At 49.4% G+C, this 23561-nt stretch carries 16 protein-coding genes and 1 pseudogene; 13 read left to right on the top strand and 4 right to left on the bottom strand.

Annotated elements, in window-relative coordinates; genetic code table 11:
* Nucleotides 1-251: 251 nt before the first annotated feature.
* Both B3K89_RS07345 and B3K89_RS07340 read left to right on the top strand, forming a co-directional pair.
* Nucleotides 252-728 (top strand): annotated as a pseudogene (locus B3K89_RS07345) (helix-turn-helix transcriptional regulator); the annotation flags it as partial.
* Nucleotides 725-1921 carry an ATP-binding protein gene (locus tag B3K89_RS07340; RefSeq protein ID WP_345907215.1) on the top strand — a complete coding sequence of 399 codons (1197 nt, stop codon included), beginning with the start codon at nt 725-727 and terminating at the stop codon, nt 1919-1921. The pseudogene B3K89_RS07345 and the gene B3K89_RS07340, both read left to right, overlap by 4 nt.
* A 26-nt stretch (nt 1922-1947) precedes the next feature.
* On the opposite strand, the gene B3K89_RS07335 is transcribed toward B3K89_RS07340, so the two are convergent.
* From B3K89_RS07335 to B3K89_RS07325, 3 genes are all read right to left on the bottom strand, one after another.
* A complete protein-coding gene (locus tag B3K89_RS07335) occupies nt 1948-2772 on the bottom strand; it encodes a hypothetical protein (RefSeq protein WP_293892855.1) in 825 nt (274 codons plus the stop codon).
* Nucleotides 2769-3626, bottom strand: a complete 858-nt coding sequence (locus B3K89_RS07330) for a HipA domain-containing protein (RefSeq protein ID WP_293892852.1) — start codon at nt 3624-3626, stop codon at nt 2769-2771. Before B3K89_RS07330 ends, B3K89_RS07335 begins: the two co-directional genes overlap by 4 nt.
* Before the next feature lie 446 nt (nt 3627-4072).
* Nucleotides 4073-4255 carry a hypothetical protein gene (locus B3K89_RS07325; RefSeq protein WP_293892849.1) on the bottom strand — a complete coding sequence of 61 codons (183 nt, stop codon included), beginning with the start codon at nt 4253-4255 and terminating at the stop codon, nt 4073-4075.
* Nucleotides 4256-4578: 323 nt separating this feature from the next.
* Between B3K89_RS07325 and B3K89_RS07320 the strand changes: the two genes are divergently transcribed.
* Complete coding sequence (locus B3K89_RS07320; protein WP_298504381.1) at nt 4579-4815, top strand: hypothetical protein; 237 nt, start codon at nt 4579-4581, stop codon at nt 4813-4815.
* Between the two features lie 17 nt (nt 4816-4832).
* Here the strand turns inward: B3K89_RS07320 and B3K89_RS07315 are convergent, their stop codons facing one another.
* Nucleotides 4833-6191, bottom strand: coding sequence for a sedoheptulokinase (locus B3K89_RS07315; RefSeq protein ID WP_345907214.1), 1359 nt, complete (start codon nt 6189-6191; stop codon nt 4833-4835).
* 200 nt (nt 6192-6391) lie between these two features.
* On the opposite strand from B3K89_RS07315, the gene B3K89_RS07310 reads away from it, so the two are divergent.
* The 10 genes from B3K89_RS07310 to B3K89_RS07265 all read left to right on the top strand — a co-directional run bounded on the left by B3K89_RS07310 (nt 6392) and on the right by B3K89_RS07265 (nt 23547).
* The gene (locus B3K89_RS07310) at nt 6392-7126 is read left to right on the top strand and encodes a LytR/AlgR family response regulator transcription factor (RefSeq protein WP_293892840.1); all 735 of its coding nucleotides are present in this window, start codon (nt 6392-6394) and stop codon (nt 7124-7126) included.
* The gene (locus B3K89_RS07305; RefSeq protein WP_293892837.1) at nt 7126-8412 is read left to right on the top strand and encodes a GHKL domain-containing protein; all 1287 of its coding nucleotides are present in this window, start codon (nt 7126-7128) and stop codon (nt 8410-8412) included. The genes B3K89_RS07310 and B3K89_RS07305 overlap by 1 nt, the downstream gene beginning before the upstream one ends.
* A gap of 169 nt (nt 8413-8581) precedes the next feature.
* Nucleotides 8582-9412 (top strand): hypothetical protein, encoded by an 831-nt coding sequence (locus B3K89_RS07300; protein ID WP_293892834.1) that lies wholly within the window; start codon nt 8582-8584, stop codon nt 9410-9412.
* A gap of 9 nt (nt 9413-9421) precedes the next feature.
* On the top strand, nt 9422-13399 hold the full coding sequence (locus B3K89_RS07295) for a YDG domain-containing protein (RefSeq protein ID WP_293892831.1): 3978 nt from the start codon (nt 9422-9424) through the stop codon (nt 13397-13399).
* Between the two features lie 189 nt (nt 13400-13588).
* Nucleotides 13589-14323 (top strand): LytR/AlgR family response regulator transcription factor, encoded by a 735-nt coding sequence (locus B3K89_RS07290; RefSeq protein WP_293892828.1) that lies wholly within the window; start codon nt 13589-13591, stop codon nt 14321-14323.
* Nucleotides 14320-15609, top strand: coding sequence for a sensor histidine kinase (locus B3K89_RS07285; RefSeq protein WP_293892825.1), 1290 nt, complete (start codon nt 14320-14322; stop codon nt 15607-15609). Before B3K89_RS07290 ends, B3K89_RS07285 begins: the two co-directional genes overlap by 4 nt.
* A 160-nt stretch (nt 15610-15769) precedes the next feature.
* A complete protein-coding gene (locus B3K89_RS07280; RefSeq protein WP_293892822.1) occupies nt 15770-16600 on the top strand; it encodes a hypothetical protein in 831 nt (276 codons plus the stop codon).
* A 9-nt stretch (nt 16601-16609) separates the two neighbouring features.
* Nucleotides 16610-20653: a YDG domain-containing protein gene (locus B3K89_RS07275; RefSeq protein WP_293892819.1), complete on the top strand. Its 4044-nt coding sequence runs from the start codon at nt 16610-16612 to the stop codon at nt 20651-20653.
* A 206-nt stretch (nt 20654-20859) separates the two neighbouring features.
* Nucleotides 20860-22356 (top strand): sugar ABC transporter ATP-binding protein, encoded by a 1497-nt coding sequence (locus B3K89_RS07270; RefSeq protein ID WP_293892816.1) that lies wholly within the window; start codon nt 20860-20862, stop codon nt 22354-22356.
* A gap of 12 nt (nt 22357-22368) precedes the next feature.
* On the top strand, nt 22369-23547 hold the full coding sequence (locus B3K89_RS07265) for an ABC transporter permease (RefSeq protein WP_293892813.1): 1179 nt from the start codon (nt 22369-22371) through the stop codon (nt 23545-23547).
* The last annotated feature ends 14 nt before the right edge of the window (nt 23548-23561 follow it).

The following is a 23561-nucleotide window of genomic DNA, read 5'->3' as shown; positions in this document are numbered from 1 at the left end:
TTTAAGTGTTACGAGCTACTAGCCCCATATTTTCTGGAGTTCTCCAGAAGAAGTGGGGCTCTTTGTTGTGAATGCAATGCCAGAGAGCTTGACTGCATGATTTTGAAATCCCACGTATAGGAACTGCCAAGGTGTAACATTAACGAACGTTTGAGTATGCAGACCGCTTTGGAAAGAGAACCACCCGGACAGCGACACCCTATCAATTCGTGGTAAAGAACAGTCATCGGTATTAGCAGGGATATTGCCATACACGCAATGATTTTCGGTTGTTCAGGCTATCCAGGACACTGAACCTGTACGTGCTTGAGCAGTCGTTCACCCCCAAGGAATACCCTAAGCCACAGTTTGAGTATCCGGATGCTTTACTGCCATTACACACAACTATCACTATTCGGATTCATACCTCGGTCATGGACAAGGTGCTTGAATATTGCACCTATGACCACTTCCAGCCTGATGGGCCTGTGCATTACCTCGTTGCTTTTCCCTTCATGGAGAATGACTATTACTACCAGATCCTGTTCAGTTTTGGTGCAGAGTGTGAATGCTTGGAACCACTGCATATCCGCTCTGAAATGAAGCGTCGCATAGAGGCCTTGGCTGCCTTGTATCAAGCCTCTATTCCTGCAACAGGAACATATTTGTGTTTTCGTTCCTGTATTAGGAACATTATTACGTTTTCGTTCTTGACTCAGGAACGTTTGGCCTCTATCATATATACATGACTATTCAACGTATTGCAGAACTTGAAGCTACCATGAAACGACGTATTGCCTCACTTCCTGCCCGATTTCGTCCATTTGTCAGACATCGGGAGACTCTCCCCAGAACTACTATGCTTACTGGTCCAAGAGGGGTTGGAAAAACAACATTTCTTCTCTACCACGCACAAAAATTCTTTGAGACCCATAGAGAGAGGCTGCTTTACCTATCTGCTGATAATCCTACACTGGGAAGTGAAGGCCTCTATGAAATAGTTTCATCCATTTTTCTCGCGGGCTACGCAGGTGTAATTATCGATGAAGTCCATTTTGCAAAAGACTGGAGCATTCATCTAAAGGCTCTCTACGATGATTTCCCCAAACATACGTTGTGGATAAGCGATTCACCATCGCTCTGCCTACGAATGGGCAAAGGCGACCTATCCCGCCGTTTTGTTCATATCGATATGCCGCTTCTCTCATTTCGTGAGTTCCTCTATCTTGAAACCGGTACAGAGCATCCTACGTACAACCCATTCAACCCAAGTGGACAGCTGCCCTTGCAACCTTCTCCGAACATCCTCTCTGCCTTCATGACATACAGGAGCATAGGTACTCGACCCTTCTACAGTGAAGGAGATTTTCATGATCGCATGCTCTCCATTCTGGATAAAACACTCTATAGTGATATTCCATTCTTCCTACCTAGCTTCAGCGATGGCAATCTACGATTGATGAAGGCAATAACCGGTACTCTGGCCAATTCGTCTATTCCAAGACTCCAGGTACGTTCGTTGTGTAGTGATTGGTCGGTAGGAGCCGATAAGTTGTATCAACTTCTGAATGTGATGGAAGCAGTTGACCTACTCCGAATTATTCGCAAGGAACACGACACCAAAGTAAAAACAGCCGGCGAAAAACTGTTTTTTTCTGACCCGGCATTCTATACGGTGCTAGGAGGTAATATCGGTAATGCAAGGGAGGCCATGGTTGCTATGCTTTGTACCGCCGGTGGCTTCCTGGTGGAAGCTGTAAAAGATGAAACCACAGGCGATTTTGTGCTGTCCAAACCCTTTGAGGCTGCGAGCAACCATATAAAAATTGAAGTGGGAGGCTCCTCAAAAAGTCTAAAAAAGGCTGATTTTGTCATCAGGGATGATACTGATTATCCGGGAGACAGAACCATCCCTTTGTGGCTGCTCGGCATGATGTATTGATGAGGCTTCTTGTCAGTCTCATACAGTTATACCTTCCTGTTTTGAGACTCTTCCAACTGCTTGAATTTCCTATACAACGTCGCCTTTGACAGCTTGGTGATCGCAAGAGCATCCTTAAGTGTGATGCGACCTGCTTTCAGTTTCTGTCTCACTTCATCCAACAACGGCAGGGAGACCTCGATGGGCTTTCTTCCTGTGTAGACACCCCGCTCTTTTGCCTCCAGCTGGCCGATATTCTGCCGCTGTCGCCTCTTGGTTGCCAAAAACTCATACTCGATTAGATAAGCCTTGATGAGGGTGCTTCGTTCTTGATCGGAGAAATGGATACCATCGATGTCGATCGGCAACCTCATTCCCAATAGCTGGAGGACCGAGAGCGCATGCCATTGTGCACTTTTGGTTGAAAAGCCGGTGAAGTTGTTGAAACCGTCCTGCTGTACGATCAGCTTGTCACCGGTATATACCGTATCGGTGTTGATCAGCCACTGCAGGCGGTTCAGATAATCCAGATTTGCTCTCTCTAGCTCCTCCTTGAGATTCACTCGGCTCGGTGAAGGGGTCCGCTCGCTGATGAACGTGGGAATCACACCAACACGATAGTAGCGCTCGCGCCTGAGATCCAGGTTTATACCAGGAATCCCGCCCCAATCAACCAGTACCAATCCATCCACCACATCATAGTAGGGTTCAAAGATATATTGATACGACTCATCTTCGAACAGGTCGTAGGTGATCTTCGCAACCTTGAACAAGGTTGTCTTGGTGTATGCGAAACAAATCTCACCCGAGAGGCTGTATATTCGCTTCACATCCGAGGAGATGGGAGTGGTGATATCTGTATTCCTTTTCATGGAGTTCCCTCGCACAGCTTCTTATAGGAAGCAAGAAGAATTTTCTCATAGCGGGCTCTCAGCATGGTTATATAGAACTCTTTCTGAATTTCGCTTATTTGCTCAATTGAATCGATGAATGCACCGATTTGTTGCATATCCACCTTGCTTGTTATGTCCTGTAATGCAGTATTGCACTCAGGAAATTGGAGGCTGTGAATAATTTCAAAATATGAGCTCTTTACATTATTGAGCTTTATTTGTGATGTAGGAAACGTATAAACCCGCTTACTGATCTCGGTCTGATCACGAATTATTTCCAAACAAGCCTCATCAGTGTGTATTCTTGGAAAAAGACAGGATCCATTATCGAAAACCGGAGCAAGGGTGTAGCGATTGTTCTCCTTGATAAAACCCCAGTTCGAGCCATGTCTATCGAAATTCCCCAACAAGGCGTCTATGATATAGATACGCCAAAACTGATTGATTGTTTCGGGTATCCGTGTCAGTTTTGTATTCTCTTCAAGCATCCTCATGATATCGGAGTAGGAGTATTGATACGTATCTCGGTCATGTTCCAGTGATGAATCCCCCACTTCGTTGAACGGAACAAACTTCTGATTTTCCTTGACAAAATCTTCAAGTGCAACTACGTCTCTGCCCGAATAGGTTCCAAGAAAAGTCTCTTGGACAGGCATACCCAGCATCTGAAAAACATGACATCCGATGTACTCACAGATAGTATTGTTCAGCAGCCCAGTCTCACTGGATTTTTGAAACTTGAGTATATAGTCTGTGCAGCCGATGGTAATACCAATCTTTTCCTCACTGCCAGAATAAAATTTCGTATTCTTTGCATACTGGGAATAATCCATATTTTCCTCTTCACTACAAGAATACAAGGATATCTTTATAGTATCAATAGGTTCTATTGAGTATTTATGATACTATAACTTTCTACAAAAATCTTCGGGCTCAAAAACATCACAAGACGATGGTTAGCCCTATGGATTAGGGAGTTTGATCACTTGAAGCAGCATCCGTAGTTGTACGTCTTCGTAGTATAGCACATGCCTCTTCCTCATCGAAGGGGGCATCCGCAACCTTGAATATCCATGGATAGGTTCGTACAATCCTCATGAGAGCCAAAGCGGCTGCAGAAGGCACTATCGTCCTATCATTTTTCCACCGTTCCAATGTTCTGGCAGGCAATCCAAGGGATCTCTCCATCGAAGCATTGGAATATCCCTGTTCGTTCAGGTAGTTCTGAATATCAGTTCTCAATAGGAACATTTCATAGTTCTCTCCTCATGTTGATGCATCATCGAGCATCACGGCTTTCCACCGTTGATGCTCCGAGCAAGCTGATGTTGCGACGCTTCTCAATCACCAAGCCCATGAGCTTGATGAACAAAAAATAGAAGAGGACTGATTCGAGAGAGAATCTGATTTGGAATATTGCAATCTGAAACATATCAAAATAGGGAAGCAACATAAGTCCCATCACTTGGAGGATAAAAGTCAACTTGGTATTCTTGAAACGTAGTTTTGCTGATAACAAGGCCGCCAATGATAAGGAAAAAGCCAAACCCACAAAACCGCCGAGCAAGTTGAACGATGAATTCTGAGCGTACCTCAAGAACATATTGGAGGCAGCCAGACAATACAGCGAACTTGCCATGAAGAGGAACCCATATTTGAAATGTATTGAACTATACGTCCCAGCCATAACTCCCTCCCATGCAATAGTCAACCAACATCAACTTATAGCCAATTATTCATCACTTGAAGCCGTATTGCAAGAAATACATCCGATACCACCTCTTGTTGAACGGTATTCTGGGGGTAGAGAGTCTTGAGGATGCGCTTGCTCCTGAAGGCTGGACACAGTGGACCGTACCCGCGTTCGAATACCTGTCGGTGGAATGCTATACCGAGAACGTCTTTTCAACAACGATTGCCTTCATGAAGGGGAACAAGCTACCCCTTGCCGGCTCTGTGCAAGACTATACAGAACCGGCAACAGGCAAGACGTTCATGCTGTTTCCCATGCGAAGAAAGTGATCAGATGCAGGAATATCCTACGATCCTATCATACTCCCGACAACTGATTTTGCCTGTGGGATGCTCAAAGCCCCTGTTGCCACCGCCCCGATGAGGGCAGCGCCAAAGCCTGCCCCGTCATCGACTTGGGCGATGGTGGTCGGTAGCTTGAAATTCCTGTGCAAGGCCTCTACAAACAAGGGGTTTTTGCGCACGGAACTACCGGTGGCGACCACCCGCTCGATTTGTTGAAACACCTGTCTAGAATCAAGACCAAACTGGTACAACTCAGCCACAATTCCATCGATTGTACCCACCACCAGATTGCCGAGCGTCAGATTATCCATCTGGATTGAGCTGATCGCCCCTCTAACATTCGGATTCTTTCGAGACCCGTTGAACCGGGTATCGACTGTCAAGGAGCCGGGAATGCCGTTGGCACTTCCCTCTCTCTTCATGAGATCGAACACAGCCTCATCAGAGATCTCCACCCCGGCACTTCTGATGATGGAAGCGATGAAGTGATGCACCGTCTCATACGCCTTGCCAGCCGTAAGGGTCGCCCCGACATGCAGATACCCCTGGCCGAGAAACGGCCTGAGCTCCATGGAGGAAGGACACTGTGTGTTGGTGCTGAACAGGGAAATCTGGCCGCTGGTTCCCATGCTTACCAAGGCCGAATGAGGCCAATCGGAAACCAAGCCGAAAAAGCCTGCCTGGTTGTCCCCGACCGGATAGGTGACAGCAACTCCATCGGAGGTGTAGCCGGCCAATTCAAACGGCTTGGAGGCAAGAAGAAACCGCTTCTCTTGTGTACCAAATACTTCTGTAAGGACTCGTTCATCAAAAGTCGATGTAATTGGGTCGAAAGAGCCGAACGGACCCAGGCAGCTCGGGTCGGACTTTTCGATGACACAGCCCACCAATCGACCAGTAATATACTCGAGAATACCGCAGAAGCCTGTTGCATGGGGAGGAACATTGTTCAGCCTTCGGTTGGCGTAGTGGGCCAAAAGCCCATAGCCCGAAGGCAGCAAGGCCCCGGTTTTCTCATACAACAGCTGTTGGGAATCGATACCATCCACCTTTTCCATCGCCCTGCGATCGAGCCAGGTATACAGGGGAGAAACTGCCGAACCTGAAGCATCATGGTAGAGGATGCCATGCACTTGGCCGGTCACGCAGATCGAGGCTATGGGGGAGGAAATAGTGCCAAGCAAGGTCCTCACCGCCTGTTCGATCGCATGCGGATCTTGTGCATGGGCATACGGCTCACCGGTCTGGAATTGGGGATTGGCAAGGGAAATTGCAGGCAGGAGCCGGCCTTGTTCCAAATCCAAAACAGTCATCACAATATGCGTTGTACCGATATCGAGTCCTATATGCACCATACCCATAAGCCTTCCTCGTAGGTAGTTTCTTCAGTATTGATGCAGTATACATGACAGGAAACCACTAGCAAAGATGCCAATACACTTCCGACATTGCTCATTTCTTTCCTGCGTCATACATTCATACAGACTATTCATAGACTTCTCCCTGCGATGCCACTATACTGGACAAACCGAATCACGGCGTTGAGCTCCAAGGATGATGTATGCTAGAGATTGCCATTTGCGATGACGAACCAAGCCAGCTGGCACTTATCCATTCCTATACAACGCAATTTGTGCAAGAGCAATCCATCCAAGCCACCATACACCAATTTCTCCATCCCGATGACCTTTTGCGCAGCTGTGAGAAACAGCGATACCATCTCTACATTCTGGACATTGTCATGCCCATGATCAATGGAGTTGAAGTCGGCAGAACCATCCGACAGTATGACCAGTTCGCTGTCATCCTCTATACCACATCCGAACCAACATTTGCTTTGCAATCGTTCTCCACAAACCCCATCAACTACCTGCTCAAACCAATCGACAGACAGCAATTCCAATCGACACTGTCCTTGTCTGTAGCAAAGCTCAACCTACCGGAGGAGAGCATCTGCACGGTAAAAACACATGAGGGCCTTCAAGTCATCAGGTTCTCTGAGATTCTGTATTGTGAGTATTCCTCCCACACAGTACTATTCACGCTTACCGAGGAGCGAAAGGTTGTGTCGAAAGCAATGCAAGGTACATTCACGCAATACCTTGCATATTTTTTGCAGGACAAGCGATTCATACGACCCCATGCATCCTTCCTCCTTAACATGGATTATATCGAACGTTTCACAAAAACCCATTTCATCCTTCGATCAGGACACAGTGTTCCCATCGTTACCAAGAAATACGGCGCAGTGCGCGATCAGTACATGGATTACCTATCAACGAAGAGGAAAGGCTGATGCAGGAGTTGGTGGATAATATTCTTCGGGGCAGCGTCACAGCAGTGATGTACGTCTTGCTGCTGTTTACCCTTACCAAGTCAAAATTGGGTCGTACAAGCACCATACTCATCACCGGTTTCGTGCTCATCATCAATGTCGCCAGCGCCATCTGGTTCTATGTGTATGGAGATCTTACTTCGCTCTCTCGGTTCACAATTGTGCTGTTCCTGGTAGTCGGGCTCGCAATGAAACCGATAACAAGGCAGAGCTTCATGCAATGGAGTTTCACATTTCTCACCAGTATCAACATTGCCATGATGGTCATCATACTCAGCTTCCATCTCGGCAAGCTCTTCGCCTACCCCCAGTATGCCAATACAGTGATTAGGTTCCTGCTCTACTTGTTGGTGATACTCCTGTTCCAGCGCTACCTGCTGCCCCTGTATCGGTCGGTCGTCAAGAACTGGCCTATGTTCTCAGTCCTGATACTCTGCATTTTCCTCAACCTCTCCTACTACTTCTATGTAACAGATGATATCCAGAACACCCTGCTTACAGCCAAATGGCCGCTCCTGTTCTTGGTCGTACTTTCCTTGGCGGCCTACGGCACAGTCTTCCACTCCCTGAAACGCTTTACCGCTATGCACGCCCTTGAAACAGAGAATCTGAAGAATCAACACGAGAGAATACTGCTCTCCCAAGCCGCTTCAACCATGACAGAGCGGTTGCAGCTCATGGAGCAGGTGGCCTATGAACACAGCCTGGCTTCTCACGACCGCAGGCACTTCAACAGCATGCTGTTGGGGCTCCTTGAACAAGGGGAGACAGCAGAGGCCATAACGTGTTTGCGAAAGCAGAATGCGATCAAGGCCTGTGCAGGCACCATCTATTGCGAAAACAAAGCAGTAAACGCCGCTGTCAGTTATTACGTGGATATGGCTGAACAAAAAGGCATCCGGATAGAAATCAATCTGAGCATTGCCGAGCAACTCACCGTTGATTCATTGGAATTGGCATTGGTGGTAGCCAATCTCTTGGAGAATGCCATCCATGGGGCATCTCAGCTGCCACAAGAACAAGCCAAAGTCATTCAACTGTCCTGCCATCAGGTTGGCCGCCTGTTACTTGAAATCTCCAACCCCTGTCTCAAAACGGTACAGCTCGGCCCGGACGGCCTACCCCATTCAGCTGTAGAAGGTCATGGAATCGGAACCAAGAGCATCGCGGCTTTTGCCGCCAAGCATGATGCAGAACTGGTCTACCACGTGCAGGATGGCCAATTCAGGGTGAGACTACTCGTCTAGCTCCTCACATCTTATAAGCAGAAAATTGCCCCTTTTAAGCATATCGTCATTCCCGTCTCATTGAATTTGCTAGGCTACACCCAAACAGATGGTTGGATGGCATCCCATGCTTGTTCCTTATCCCCACAAGTATGCATACAAATGCCGACCGACCAAGAGGGGTTCCATCATGGCGTTCAGAGTTCGGACAGCAGCTTGCACAGTTCTCCTGCTTCTTCTCTCAACCGCATTGGCATTTGCATCGAGCACTTCCTTGCGGATTGTAATCAGGCCTGCATCGGATCGAGTCCAGGCTATCCGCTACCAAGTCGGCAATGATGCATCACATCCTTGGACGGAGGTGCATGCATCCAACCCCGTCATGGTACTCGATGCCTTCAACAGCGCACAGGACAGGCTCTTTGTGCAGCAAACGCAGGACAACCAAAGCTGGAGCGAAATCTATGAATACCAATACAAATCAGAGGACAAGAGCTGGACGATCACCCCAAGCGAGGCGGATTCGCCCGGCCTCGTTGAATCGCTGGACCTGAAGCTGTACAACCTCTACCCACTGAGCAAAAGTTCCACCTACTACTCGTATGTGATTGGGGCCGGGCTGAAAATGAACATCGCCCTGGACGAGCAGGAGACCCTCCTCGGGTACGCCGAACTCGCCTACAGCAGGGGCCCGTCGAAATCCGACTGGGTTGACACCATGCAGGAGGTGAACCTGTCAGTGGGAATGGGGTATCGGTTCGCAATCAGCGAGAATTTTCAGCTGACGCCCGAGCTCGGCTACGGCGTGGTGGTCCATCTGCTCAACGCAGACTTCGACCAGGACGGGACGAAGACCTTCGAACCCTTCATCGATCAGCAGGTCCGTCTCTCTCTAAACCTCAGTTACACCCTTTCTGAGACGTACACCCTTATCGTCGCCCCACTGGGCGTCGTGTTCTTCGAGAAAGGATCCCTCGGGACGCTGCTCGGCTTCCAGACCGGCCTTCGATTCAACTTCTAGGGGATTGTCATGAAAAAAACCACCATAACGCTTCTATTCATTGCCACGATTCTGCTCAGCTTCACCGCGTGCAGCGACATGATGGAGAAACTGGGGAACATCAACCTCACCATTGTTCTGGACACTCCCGATATTGCAGTTGCCTCCTATCGCCTGGAAGGGTTGCATGACAATCCAAACTCGCGCTTCACCGTACACGACATCGTCCCTCCCCGCCATACTCTTTCCTCCTTGAAAAGCGGGCTGTGGACCATCACCGTCACCGCCTTCGATGCAGCGGGCACGCAATTAGGGGCGGGAACTACACGTATCAATCTCAGGGAAGGCCAAATAGTCGAGACCACGCTCTTGGTCGTCTTCAGCCAGGATGCACCGACTTCCAGCGGTTTCACGTTCTCAGCTCCCACACGCTTTGACAGCGCCGACGGCCGGATGAGTGGAACAACTGCAGCCATGGAGTACAGGCTTGCAACCGATCCGGCTGACGCCCCCTATACCGCTTGCAGCGAGGGCACTACCATCCTTGGGACCGGCACCTACCTAATCAGGTACGCCGCCGCACACGGATTAAGGGCAAGCGACCCGCTTAGCGTAACCGTGCCACTGTACCAACCAATCCAGCTGACCATAGCAGACCCGACGCTGAATACCAACAAAACCTATGACGGAACAGTTGAGATTACAGGTTCGGCCACTGCAGGTGCCTTGGTTGGAATTGTTGGAACCGATGACGTAACGATAAACACCCTGGCAACCTATGACAACAAAGCAGCAGGAAGCGGGAAGATCATCACCGTCACCTATACCCTCGGTGGTCCTGATGCAGGCAACTATATCAAGCCGGTTGATACAGTTGTGATAGGAGTCATTGAGAAGCGACAGCTTACCATCTCGGGAACAACCATTGCTGCAACCAAGATATATGACCGCTCTCCATTAACAACAGTCACGTCACCAGGCATGCTGGGTGGGGTAATTGGCTCCGATGAGGTAACAGTTGCACCAACGGCAAGTTGCACTGACAGCAATGTTGGAAATGACAAGCCTGTTACCATCACCTACACGTTGGGAGGAAGGGATGGCGGCAATTATCTAGTAGCAGATAATCATTCCGAACAGACTTCATTTACAGAGGCCGTGCTGACAGCAACGGTGGGGGACTACTCCAAGACCTATGGCGAGAATAATCCTTCCTATACAGTAGTTGTTTCCGGCTTCGTCCCTGGTGAAGATGCCGATACAGCAGCAGGCTACACGGCCCCGTCTGCATCCTCTGCAACTGATGCAACCACGGCAATAGGTACATATCCGATTACCATAGCAGGGGGAAGTGCAACCAACTACAGTTTTGTTACCAGTGATACGGGAAATCTCACCGTCAACAAGGCTACCATGGGCGGAAGTGTGTCCATTTCGGGCACTGCTGCCTATGGACAGGTCCTGACTGCAGTACCGAGCCTGGCCAACACAGGGACTCCCACCTACCAGTGGAAGCGCAACGGGATAGCCATTAGCGGAGCAACCGGCACCACCTATACCTTGGTTTCTGCCGATATCGGATCGACCATCACAGTAACCGCAACTGCAACAGGAGCCAATTACCAAGGAACTAAAGACAGTACAGCAACCACAGCGGTCGCCAAAGCAACCTATGCCATGGGTGAGGTCACGTTCAGCAATTACGCGATGGCATACGATGGAGACCCAAAGAGCATTCAGATCACCGGTACGCTCCCTTCAGGGGTGAGCGTTTCTTACAGTGGAAATGGACAAACAAACGCAGGAACGTATACGGTAACCGCACATTTCACCGGTGACAGCACAAACTACGAGACGATTCCAAACAAGACTGCCACACTTACCATCGCCAAGGCAGTAATGACAGGAAGCATATCCATTACCGGGACAGCTGCCTATGGACAGGTCCTGACTGCAGTACCGAGCCTGACCAACACAGGGACTCCCACCTACCAGTGGAAGCGCAACGGAAATGCTATCAGCGGGGCAACCGGCACCACCTATACCTTGGTTTCTGCTGATATCGGATCGACCATCACAGTAACCGCAACTGCAACAGGAGCTAATTACCAAGGAACTAAAGACAGTGCAGCACCACAAGCAGGCGTGATCACCCCAAAGCAACTCGGTATCCAGATTCTTGACTTGCCATCCAACAAGGTATATGACGGTACCACTTCTGCAGCAGCTCCCACATTCAATCTCTATGGAAAAATCGGCTCTGATGATGTAGTAGTAACGGCAACAGCCACCTATGAAACCCCTACAGCAGGAACCGGCAAAAGGATTTCTATTGTCTACTCGCTTTCGGGAGCCGACAAGGACAACTATCTCAAGCCGGCTGACATTCTTACAACCGCATCATGTGCAATCATAAAGAAACAGCTTACGATTAGTGATCCTATCTTGGGGACAAACCGCAAGGTCTACGATGGTACAACAGCTGTGCAGAATAGTGTCACACCAGGCACACTCTCCGGCATCCTGGAAGGAGACGTTGTTACCGTAGGAGCTGCTGCAAACTATCAGTCCGCCAACGTTACAACTGCAACGGGGGGATTCAATCCCATCACAGTCGTCTACTCGCTTGGTGGTTTGCATGCCAACAATTACTACCCACCAGTCAACAAGCAGCTTTGGGGAGCCATCGAGAAGAAACAATTGAGCGTCATCGGCACTGCCTTCCCTGCATCAAAGGTGTATGACAAATCATCTGCAATCACCATCACAGCAGCGGGGACTTTGACCGGTATGGTTGCAGGTGACGATGTAACTCTAGGCAATGTCACTGCATATTATTCCGGTACCTACACTATGGATGTAGGAATCGACAAGCCTGTTACCGTTTACTATACGATAAGCGGCTCTGATGCCGGCAATTACTACCTGAATAATGATACAAGCAAGACTGCCTCAATTACCGCAGCAGTTCTGACTGCAACGGTGGGAGATTATACACAGACATACGGAGAGGCCATTCCTACCTTTTTGGTTGATGTCACCGGCTTTGTTCCGAATGACAATGCTATCATTGCAAGCGGGTACAGCTCTCCTACTGCAACAGCTGGAACAACTTCCACTTCTGCAGCAGGAATCTACACGATTCGCATAACAGGAGGGAGTGCCAGAAACTACAGCTTCAATGTCAATGATACGGGAACTCTAATCATCCAAAAGCCCGCAGGAGCGGCGATCAGCGGTACCATAGATGGATATTACCCCAATTCAAATGAAGGTCAGACAATCATCAATGTTACCGGATTTTCGCCCAATCAAACGGGAATCGAGGCGGAAATAGCCTACTATGACACCTTCATCCCCTATTATCCAGATTTTGTGATCGACAGTCGCGGCAGGACGATACTCTACTTGCCTTCCCCTGCATCAACAACGACAAAGATTCGTTTCAGGGTGAAAGAGACAAGCACCCATGCACCAGGGCCTGCAACAGAGATTACTCTCGCCCCACGACCGCTTGCGATAGGAGACTATTATGGAGGAGGTATCGTCGCCTATATCTCATCAAGCTCGACTCTTGCTGAAGAAACCAATGGCTTGATCGCAGCAAAGAGTGACATCACGACAACCGGCCTTGCTTGGTCGAGCAGTACAAATACCGTAGTCGGGACGTCGGCGGATTATGGAACAGGTTTATCAAACTCTGATAAAATCATGAACTCGTCGGGCGCTTCATCATTCTCCTTTGCAGCTTTTAACGCTCGCTATTACAATGGAGGAGGCTATAACGACTGGTTCCTACCTTCAAAAGATGAGTTAGACAGAATTCACTCGGTATTCAATCAAATTGGAAATTTCTCAACATCAGGAGCCTACTGGAGTTCAACGGAATTGAGTTTTAGACTACCCTATGATGGCAGTACTGTATACGCGCTGGAATTTGGCAGCAACACTGCTTCTTGGTCCTGGAAGACTGAGACTTTGTTGGTCCGTCCTGTCCGATACTTCTAATCGCTTCCTCCCTGTCAGGCACCTACTTGGCAGGGGGATCCTTCCTCAGTGCTCACTCAGATATTACCTGTTTTACTCAGGGAATCCATGTGTTCTCACACACTTCACCCAAGTTTACAATAGACTTCCATCAGACTTTACAGTACAGTAAACCAGTCAAAACCATGGTATGTACTGCAAGGATGAGGGATGCTGAATATTGCAATATGTGATGATGATTGCACTCAATTAGGACTGCTTGCTGCCTATACACAAGAGTGTATTCAGTCCCATGCCATCCATGCCGTCATCCATCAGTTCGACCATCCCGACAAGCTGCTGCGCAGCTGTGAAAAACAACAATATCACCTCTATATCCTGGACATCGTCATGCCCATGCTCAGCGGGCTGGAGGTGGGCAAAGCCATCAGGGAACGGGACCAGGAAGCCATCATCCTGTATGCAACCTATGAGCCAGGCTACGCCTTGCAGTCGTTTGAGTCGAGCCCGATCAACTACCTGCTCAAGCCGATCGACAAGCAGCAGCTTTGCAAAACGGTGCTTCAGGCTTGTTCGAAGCTCGACAAAACGTTTGACACCACCTGCACGATCAAGACACCGCAAGGAATCAAGGTGTTCAGGTTCTCTGAAATCCTTTTTGCAGAGTACTCAAACCATACGGTGCGTTACACGCTCACCGACTCAAGAGTCATTGTCACGTCGATCATCAAAGGTACGTTCACCGTCCATATTCAACGTTTGATGCAGGATGCACGCTTTGTCAGGCCCCACGTATCGTATGTCCTGAACATGGATTATATCGAAAGTTTCACGAAAACACGGTTTACACTGCAAGGCGGGTATGAAGTGCCGATTGTAGCAAAGCTGTACCAAGCGGTACGGGAACAGTATCTGCGCTATCTGCTTTCGAAGGAAGAAGCATGATACCAGAACTCCTGAACAACCTGCTTCGCGGCAGTGTTACAGCCGTCATGAATGCACTGCTGCTGTTCACCTTGACCAAGTCAAAATATGGAAAAAACGGCACCATCGTTGCAGCAGTGATCATGTTCATCACCGATATCTCCTCGACCATGTATTTGTATTTCAATGCCGACCTTACCGCGGTATCACATGCGAATCTGCTTACCATCATACTTTTGGGCTTCCTTCTCAAGCCTTTATCCAAATCAAGCATCATGCAATGGGCGTTCAGCTACGTGACGACGATGAATATCATGATGATGATCGTCATTCTCAGCTTCCAGATTGGAATGCTGTTGCCCTTCATCCCTCAGATCCATGCTCTCTCGCGTCTGGCCCTGTACCTGGTGGTAATCTTCTCATTCCATCGATACCTGCTGCCGCTGTATCGCTCCGCAGTCGACAACTGGCCGATATTCTCAGTCCTGGTTATCTGCCTTTCTTTGTTGCTCTCCTACCCCTTTTATGCAACCACTGACATCATTGTCACCCTGCAGATGTTCAGCCAACCGCTCTTGCTGCTTATCATCCTTACCATTGCGGCTTATGGAACCATTTTCTATTCACTGAAGCGTCTTAATGCCATACATGCATTGGAGACGGAAAACATAAGTATGCAGTATGAGAAAGCCCTCCTCTCCCAAGCAGCTTCCACGATGGCACAGAGGCTTGAGCTCATGGATAAGGTTGCCGAACAAAACAACCTCGCATCCCATGACCGCCGACACGTGTACGGTATGCTGCTGCAACTGCTGCAGCAAGGCGAGAGCGAGGAGGCGATGCGTTGCCTGGAGCTGCAGCTTGCAACCAAGCAGCCGACAACAAAGGTCTATTGTGCGAACAAGGCAGTGAATGCGGTAATCAGCTACTATGCAGAATTGGCTGAACAACATGGCATACAGACAACCATCAACGTGAACGTTCCCGCACAGCTTCCCTTCGACTCCTTGGAGTTGGCCCTTGTGATCGCCAATCTCTTTGAGAATGCAATCCAAGCCATATCGCGTTTTGAGGCGTGTAAAGAACGTGTAATTCATCTTACTTGTGTCCAGAAAGGCCGCTTGCTTTTGCAAATCACCAATCCCTGCGCTGAGGATACTGAGCTCGATTCAGACGGCCTTCCTGCATCCAAAGAGCAAGGCCATGGGATAGGAACCAAAAGCATTGTTGCTTTTGCTTCCAAATACGATGCTGAGTTGCTCTATCACATCAAAGATGGCCTGTTTTGTGCCCAACTGCTTATCTGAAAATGTAAGTAGAAAATCACACATTCTAAGTAAATCCACTCTCTTGTCTCATTGTTTTTGCTAGGCTACATACCAATTCATGCATTGCACGACTCAGCAGGATGTCTTTTCTCAAAGGCAAAAGACAGACAAAGGTCGTAGTACGGTGAGGGGTTGTAGTATGACAATCAACGTTCGGATGGCTGTTTGCACAGCCCTTTTGGTTTTTTTCTCATCACTATCGGTTTTTGCTTCATCTTCGCCTGTACGGATTATGATCAAACCTGCCTCCGGGCAGGTTGTGGCAATCCGCTACCAAACCGGGACACAAGCAAGAGGGGCTTGGAAAGAGGTGGATGCCGCTCATCCGGTCCTGTTGCTGGAAGCATTCGACAGTGAAGAGGATATCCTCTTCGTCCAACAAAAGGAAAAGAACCAGGATTGGAGCCGCAGCTATGAATATCGGTACGACACCAAAACAAATAGTTGGAACGCAACCTTGCCTGATCCAAAGAAACCGTTGTTCATTGACTCGATGGACATCAAGCCGTATGCGTTGTTTCCAACAGGCTCGAGCTCCACGCTCTGCTCTTCTGTATTCGGGGGAGCTGTGAAGCTGAACCTCAGCGTCGACGAACACAATCCCTTGTACGGATACGGGGAAGCGGCTTACAGCCGCGGCCCTTCAAAGTCTGATTGGGTCGATATGATGCAGGCAATCAACATCTCGGCAGGGTTTGGGTACAAATTACGCTTGGGCAAGAACATGAAAATTGCACCTGAACTGGGTTATGGCCTGGTCCTGCACCTCCTCGATGGAGACCTTGACCAGGATGGGACTGATTCGCTTGAGGCTTTTGTCGACCAGCAGGTACGCCTTGCTCTCAATTTCAATTACAGCTTATGTGATGAGCACGAATTCTTCATAGCTCCGCTAGGTATTCTGCTCTTCGAGAAATCAAGAGTGGCGGCCCTGTATGGCGTCCAAGCTGGCATGCGCTTCAACTTCTAGGAAACTACCATGAAAAAAATCAATACAACACTCACAGTCATATCCATCGTTCTTCTTTGCACTCTGGTAAGCTTCGTCGGCTGCAGCGACATGATGGCAAAACTTGGAAACATCAGCCTAACCATCGACTTGGACACTCCAGAGGTTGAAGTGGCCTCGTATACCATGGAAGGAAATCTGGTTGACTCGAATTCCAGATTCACCCTGAACAACATTGTTCCGCCCAGACACACCCTTTCAGAGTTGAAGGAAGGAAGGTGGAATCTTACCGTCAAGGCGTTCGACGACCAAGGCAGCCAGATTGGAATCGGGACAAAAGTAGTCGACCTGAAGGCGGGCCAAGTAGTCGATACCTCCCTTTTAGTCGTATTCAGCCAGAGCGCACCCCTTGCAAGTGCATTCACCATTGCAGGCCCTTCACGTCAGGATGCCAGGGAAGGTTCGATCACCGGGACAACAGCGAAGATGGAATATCGACTTGCTTCAGCCGCTGCTGATGCACTCTTTACCCCGTGTACTGTCGGCAGTACCCTGCTGGCACTGGGGACCTACCACATCCGACTGGCACAAGCGCACGGGCTAGAGGCCAGCGAGAGCCTCACCGTCACCATACCTGCATACCAGCCGACCCAGTTGACCATTGCCAGTCCTACTCTGACGACCACCAAGGAATATGATGGGACCAACGCCATCCAAGGAAGTATAACAGCGGGAGCACTCACAGGTGTGCTCGGCAGCGACGAGGTGGTGGTGCATGCCCAGGCCTCCTATGACTCTGCTTTAGTAGGAAACAGCAGGAACATCACCGTTACCTACAGTCTCAGCGGCGCTGATGCGCTGAATTACACAAAACCTGCCGATACCTCAGTAGCCGGCATCATATCAAAGAAGCAGCTCTCCATTGCGGGAACCACAGTCACCACTACAAAGGAGTATGATGGATCGACTTCTGCAACAGTCACCAACCATGGCGTACTTGGCGGCAAGGTGGGGACCGAAGAGATAACGGTAACGGCAACGGCTTCCTATCAGGACAAGACTGCAGGAAGCGGCAAGCTCATCAGCGTCAGCTATACACTTGGCGGGGCTGATGCAGAAAACTATCACGCTCCTGCAAATACCAACTTCAGTGGAGAGATAACGAGAAAAACACTTGCAGTTGCTTCCTCCCCTTCAATCCAGCTTTCCAAGGAGTACGATGGTACTCCCACAGCTGTCGTAACAGCTCCAGGAAGCCTTGTCGGGGTGCTTTCAGGCGATTTAGTGATGCTTCAATCATCAGCCAGTTACACAGACAAAGATGTTGGAAGCTCAAAATCGATTACTGTCAGCAATACGCTTACAGGATCTGATGCCAACAACTATACAGCCCCTGGCGATACTGTCGTGGCTGATGGAGTGATTACCCAAAAGCGGTTGACCGTAACAGATTTCAATCTTGTTTCCACCAAGGAGTATGACGGCTCATCCTCCTCAACCATAAACAACGTTGCATGTTCCGGCATGGTTCCGACCGAAGATGTTCAAGTCAATGCAATAGCAACGTATAACTCACCCACAGCGGGAACCAACAAGCCGATTACTGTCACGTACGCGCTCTCTGGAGCAGACAGCGCCAACTACCATAAGCCTGCTGATTCAATCGCCACTGCTACGGGCGAGATTACCAGAAAGCAGTTGAGGGTGAGCGGAACCGTTCCCACACTGAACAAGGTATATGACGGGACCACATCTGCACAGATAGAGCCAAACCGAAAAGGTACACTCGACGGTGTTGTTGACGGAGACACGGTAACGTTCACCGCTGTTGGGAACTATGACACGAAGAGTGCCTCTCAAACCAAGACTGTCACCGTTGTCTATACGCTCACTGGTGATGATAGTGCCAACTACATCAAGCCGGAGGATGGTACCTACCAAGGGGTGATCCAAAAATATTATCTGTCGGTCAATGGCGGAACAGGGGTGGCAACAACCAAAACCTACGATGGAACCTTGGATGCAGAAATAACCCAGGAACCGAGTCTGGTAGGTGTTGTTGCGGGGGATTCAGTAACGTTGCATACAACAGCAGCGTATGAAACAGATGGGGCAGCCACAGGGAAAAAGGTATGGGTGTACTACAACATCGATGGTGATGACACAGCTAACTACGTCCCGCCCCAAACCACCTTGGCTACAGATCAGGGCGTGATCAACAAGATGCAGCTTTCGGTAAGTGGAACCACCGTTGCAAGCAAGAGTTATGATGGAACCACCTCAGCAACACTATCCAACAACGGAACGCTCGAAGATGTTGTTGATGGAGATACTGTAACGTTCACCGCCGCTGCGAGCTATGCTACCAAGGTTGCAGGATCCAGCAAGGACGCCACCGTTGTCTACACGATTGATGGTGTGGACAAGAACAATTATCTTGCTCCGGCAAATGGCTCCCTTACCGGCACCATCCACAAGAGGCTGCTCACGGCTAAAGACATTGATGTGACAGGCAGCAAGGAATACGACGGCACCAGGAATACAAGCATTACCGCCTGCACAATCAACAACTTGGTTGCCGGTGATATGGTAACGGTGCAGAAGACGGCAACGTTTGATACGAAACAGGCTGGATCGGGGAAAAGCATCACTGTTTCCTTCAGCCTTGACGGCACCGACAAGGACAATTATATTGAGCCAGATAGTCGTGTGGTGTATTCGAATGGTATCATAACTCAGAAGCCGCTTACTGTTGCAGGTACTTCGTACAGTACGACCAAGGAGTATGACGGAACTGCAACCATCCCGATCACATCCAATGGCACATTGCAGGGTGTAGCTGAAGGCGATGTTGTGACATTGAGCAACGTCACAGGTTTCTATACCAGTGCTGATATCGGAACCAACAAGGCATTTACCATCAGGTATACAATCAGTGGCACCGATGCTGCCAATTATACCGTGCCTGATACTACAGGGACTTCCGGTACCATCACCAAGATTGCCATGAATGGAAATGTGTTCATCACAGGGTCTCCTGTCTTTGGCCAAGTCTTGACCGCTGTGCCCGACCTGGACAACACGGAAACGCCTACGTATCAATGGAAACGTAATGGAACAGCCATCAGTGGTGCCACAAATACCACCTACTCTCTGGTTGAAGCTGATATTGGAAAGAAGATTACAGTTACGGCAACCGCAACAGGGACCAACTATACCGGCAGTATCACCAGCGAGGAGACTGTAACAGTTACAAAAACTGCTGGATCTGCCTTGAGCGGTACCTTCGAGGCATATTATCCAATCTCGTCTGCCACTCAGACCAATATCACTCAGGTCATCATCAATCTCACTGGATTTACTGCCAACCAGACAGGAATCGAGGCAAGCATATCCACAGATGGAACAACGTATGGAAGTTATTCGGCTCTAATGATTGACAGCCGTGGAAGGGCTATGATTTCTGTAACTTCAGCTCAAAAAATCAAGCTTAGATACGAGGAGACTTCGACACGCTCTGCAGGAGCTGACCTTCTGCTTACCTTAGGAGAGAAGGACCTCGCAGTCGGAGATTACTATGCCGGAGGTGTAGTAGGCTACATCTACGAAAGCACCGACACTGGGTACATAGCCAATCAAGTACATGGTTTGATTGCAGCAAAATCCGATACATCTGATGGAATCAAATGGTCCAGCAATATAACGCTTCAAATAGGTACAGCAGTTGGGATTGGAACAGGCTTGGCTAATACACAAGCCATCATCGATGCTCTTGATGGCAGCGAGGTAGGCCGATATGCTGCCAAGGAAGCGAACTCGATGAGAGATGGAGGCTACGATGATTGGTTCCTTCCTTCACTGAATGAGCTTAAAAAACTACGAGACAACAGAGTTCTTATCGGTAATTTCAGTACCACTTGGTTATCCAGATACATGAGTTCTTCAGAATCTATCCATACAAAATATCCAGCAGAATTACATTATCATGTTGTATTTTTTGATAGGAATGATGACATCATAGAAGTATGGACTAAAGACGCTGGTACGCATATCAGAGCTGTCCGCTACTTCTAATCACAGACTCGCTGCCAGGTGCTTGCTTGGCAGGGGGCTTTATTCCGTTCCGTGGTGTATCAACATCGGGACATAATATATCTTGCCAAACGTGTTGCATCCTTAGTGTTTGAAAGAACCTTCCAAAAATTGTAAACGATTACACTCCAATCCTTGACAGATGCTATAAGCCGTGTAAACATGGTATTAGGCAAGGAGAAGCGGCCATGAGAAACGTCATTCTGTCAATGAAGAACATTGACAAGCGATTCGCCGGCGTCCATGCACTCAAGGGTGTTGACTTCGAGCTGTGCGAAGGCGAAATCCATGCACTGGTTGGTGAAAACGGAGCCGGGAAATCGACTCTGATGAAAACGCTGACCGGAATATTCCCCAAAGACTCAGGAGAAATCCACTACCAAGGGAAGCTCTTCAACCCCCAGGGGCCGAAAGACGCGCTGGATGCAGGCATTGCAATCGTGCACCAGGAACTGAACATGATGGAGCACCTCACCGTTGCCCAGAACCTGTTCATAGGCCGGGAGGCAACCAAGCGCAATGGCTGGCTGCTGGATGAAAAAGAACAAAACAGGCGTGCCGGTGAGCTCTTGGAGCGACTGAACATGCACATCGATCCTCATGAGAAGGTTAGTAATCTGACTGTAGGCAAGCAGCAGATGGTCGAGATAGCAAAAGCCGTCTCACACAACCTCAAAGTTCTTATTCTGGATGAACCCACAGCCGCTTTGACCGACAGGGAGATCAACGACCTGTTTACCATTATGAAAGACCTTGCCCAACAAGGCGTAGGCATGATCTACATCAGCCACCGCCTCGATGAAATCGGGGTGATTGCCGACCGGGTGACGGTTCTTCGCGACGGCGAGTATGTCGATACCAGGGAAACCAAGGTCCTGAGCAAGGAAGAGATGATCAACATGATGGTCGGACGCGTCATCTACGAAAAACCCAAGACCAAGAGCAATGTTCCACCCGACTCGCCTGTTGTTCTGAAAGTAGAGAACCTGAACGCCGGCAAGCTGGTGCAAAACATCTCCTTTGAACTGCGGAAAGGAGAAATCCTTGGTTTTGCAGGTCTCATGGGAGCAGGACGCACCGAAACCATGCGGGCTCTCTTCGGTGCAGATAGGTCCAGCGGAGAGATTTTCATCAACGGCAAGAAGACCCTTATCGAGAGTCCTCAGGATGCTGTACGTAATGGAATCGGGTATTTGTCGGAAGACCGAAAGCGCTTTGGACTGGCCATCAAGCTCTCGGTTCAGGACAATGTAGTCATGGCCTCCTACGAGGACCTTTGCCCCTCGTTTTTCATCCCCCGTACCAAGCTGAACAGCATCGCTGCCGAATACGTGGAAAAGCTGAATATAAAAACCCCTTCACTCGACCAGTTTGTCAGGAACCTCTCCGGAGGCAACCAACAGAAGGTGGTCATTGCCAAGTGGCTGATCAAGGACTGTTCGGTTCTCATATTCGACGAACCGACACGCGGCATCGACGTAGGGGCGAAGAGCGAAATCTACCATCTGATGAACGACCTGGTCAAGGAAGGCAAATCGATCATCATGATCAGCAGCGAGCTGAATGAAATTCTACGGATGAGTGACCGGATTGCAGTCATGTGTGAAGGAAAGCTCACCGGGATTCTCAATATTGAAGAGGCAACCCAGGAACGAATCATGGCCTTGGCTACCCAACGAGGATAGGAGTGAGCGTCTATGAAACTGACAGATACCACGAAAATCAGGGAGAAACGAGGAGTGAATGTGCAGAAACTGCTTGCACCCTTGGCTCTCGTCATTGTCTATGCCTTCTTTGCCGTGTTTGGAAGAAACTTCTTCTCCTACACGACTCTGGTTAATATCCTCGACTCATCCTATTACATCGGCTTCATTGCCATCGGGGTAACGTTTGTGATCATCACCGGCGGCATCGACCTCTCCTGTGGAACGGTTATGATGGCAGCCACGATCATCGGCGGCACTGCGTATAAAACGTGGGGATGGCCGATGTGGCTCTCACTGTTGCTCATACTTCTCGTATCCACCAGCTTCGGCCTTTTCAACGGCATCCTGGTAAGCCGTCTGAAGCTTCCCCCGTTCATAGCAACACTCGGGACGATGATGATCAGCCTGGGAACAGGCTCGATCGTCTCAAACGTGCGCAGCGCCACCTTCCCCGCCCGCGGAGCAGCCGACAGCTGGTTCAAGGGAATTTTCAAGTACATAGCCCCCAACAATGCTAGCTACCCCACCGGGGCCCTGGTGCTCTTCGGTACCGCCTTCATCGCCTATATCATCCTCACCAGAACAAAAATGGGCCGTTACATATTTGCCGTCGGCTCAAACAAGGAAGCTGCACGCCTCTCCGGTGTCAACGTTGCAAAATGGGAGATGATGGCCTATGTGGTCAGTGGATTTCTCGCAGGTGTGGGAGGCATCGCCTTCGCGGCAGTGTACACCACCGTCATGCCTGCCCAGGGCCAGGGCTTTGAACTCTACGCCATCGCGGGAACAGTCATCGGGGGAACAAGCCTCAGCGGCGGTGCTGGTTCTGTATTCGGCACCATGATCGGTGTCTACATCATGAGCGTGCTGCGGGCGGGACTGCCCTCCATGGACCTGCAGTCGCAGTATCAGACATTCTTCACCGGAGTCGTCGTCCTTGGGGCAGTGATGCTTGATATTTATCGCACAAAGAAGTCCACCGAGGTCCGAATTCTTTCTGCATCGGATCGGTATCGCCAGGAGATGCTGCTCAAGCTCAGTCAGTTGCAGGGAGATGAAGCTGCAGCCTTGAAAATTGAAATGAACAAAGAGTACCGCCGACTCAAACGTGAGGAGAAGGAACAGAAAGCAGCCTTGCGCAAACAAGAGAAGGAATTCCAAAGAACCTAGCTTGGAGAAAATTC

The sequence above is a fragment of the Sphaerochaeta sp. UBA5849 genome (genome assembly GCA_002432715.1).
Taxonomy (GTDB): domain Bacteria; phylum Spirochaetota; class Spirochaetia; order Sphaerochaetales; family Sphaerochaetaceae; genus Sphaerochaeta.
Note: the sequence above shows the minus strand (reverse complement) of the source record. Positions and strands in the feature narration are given on the sequence as shown.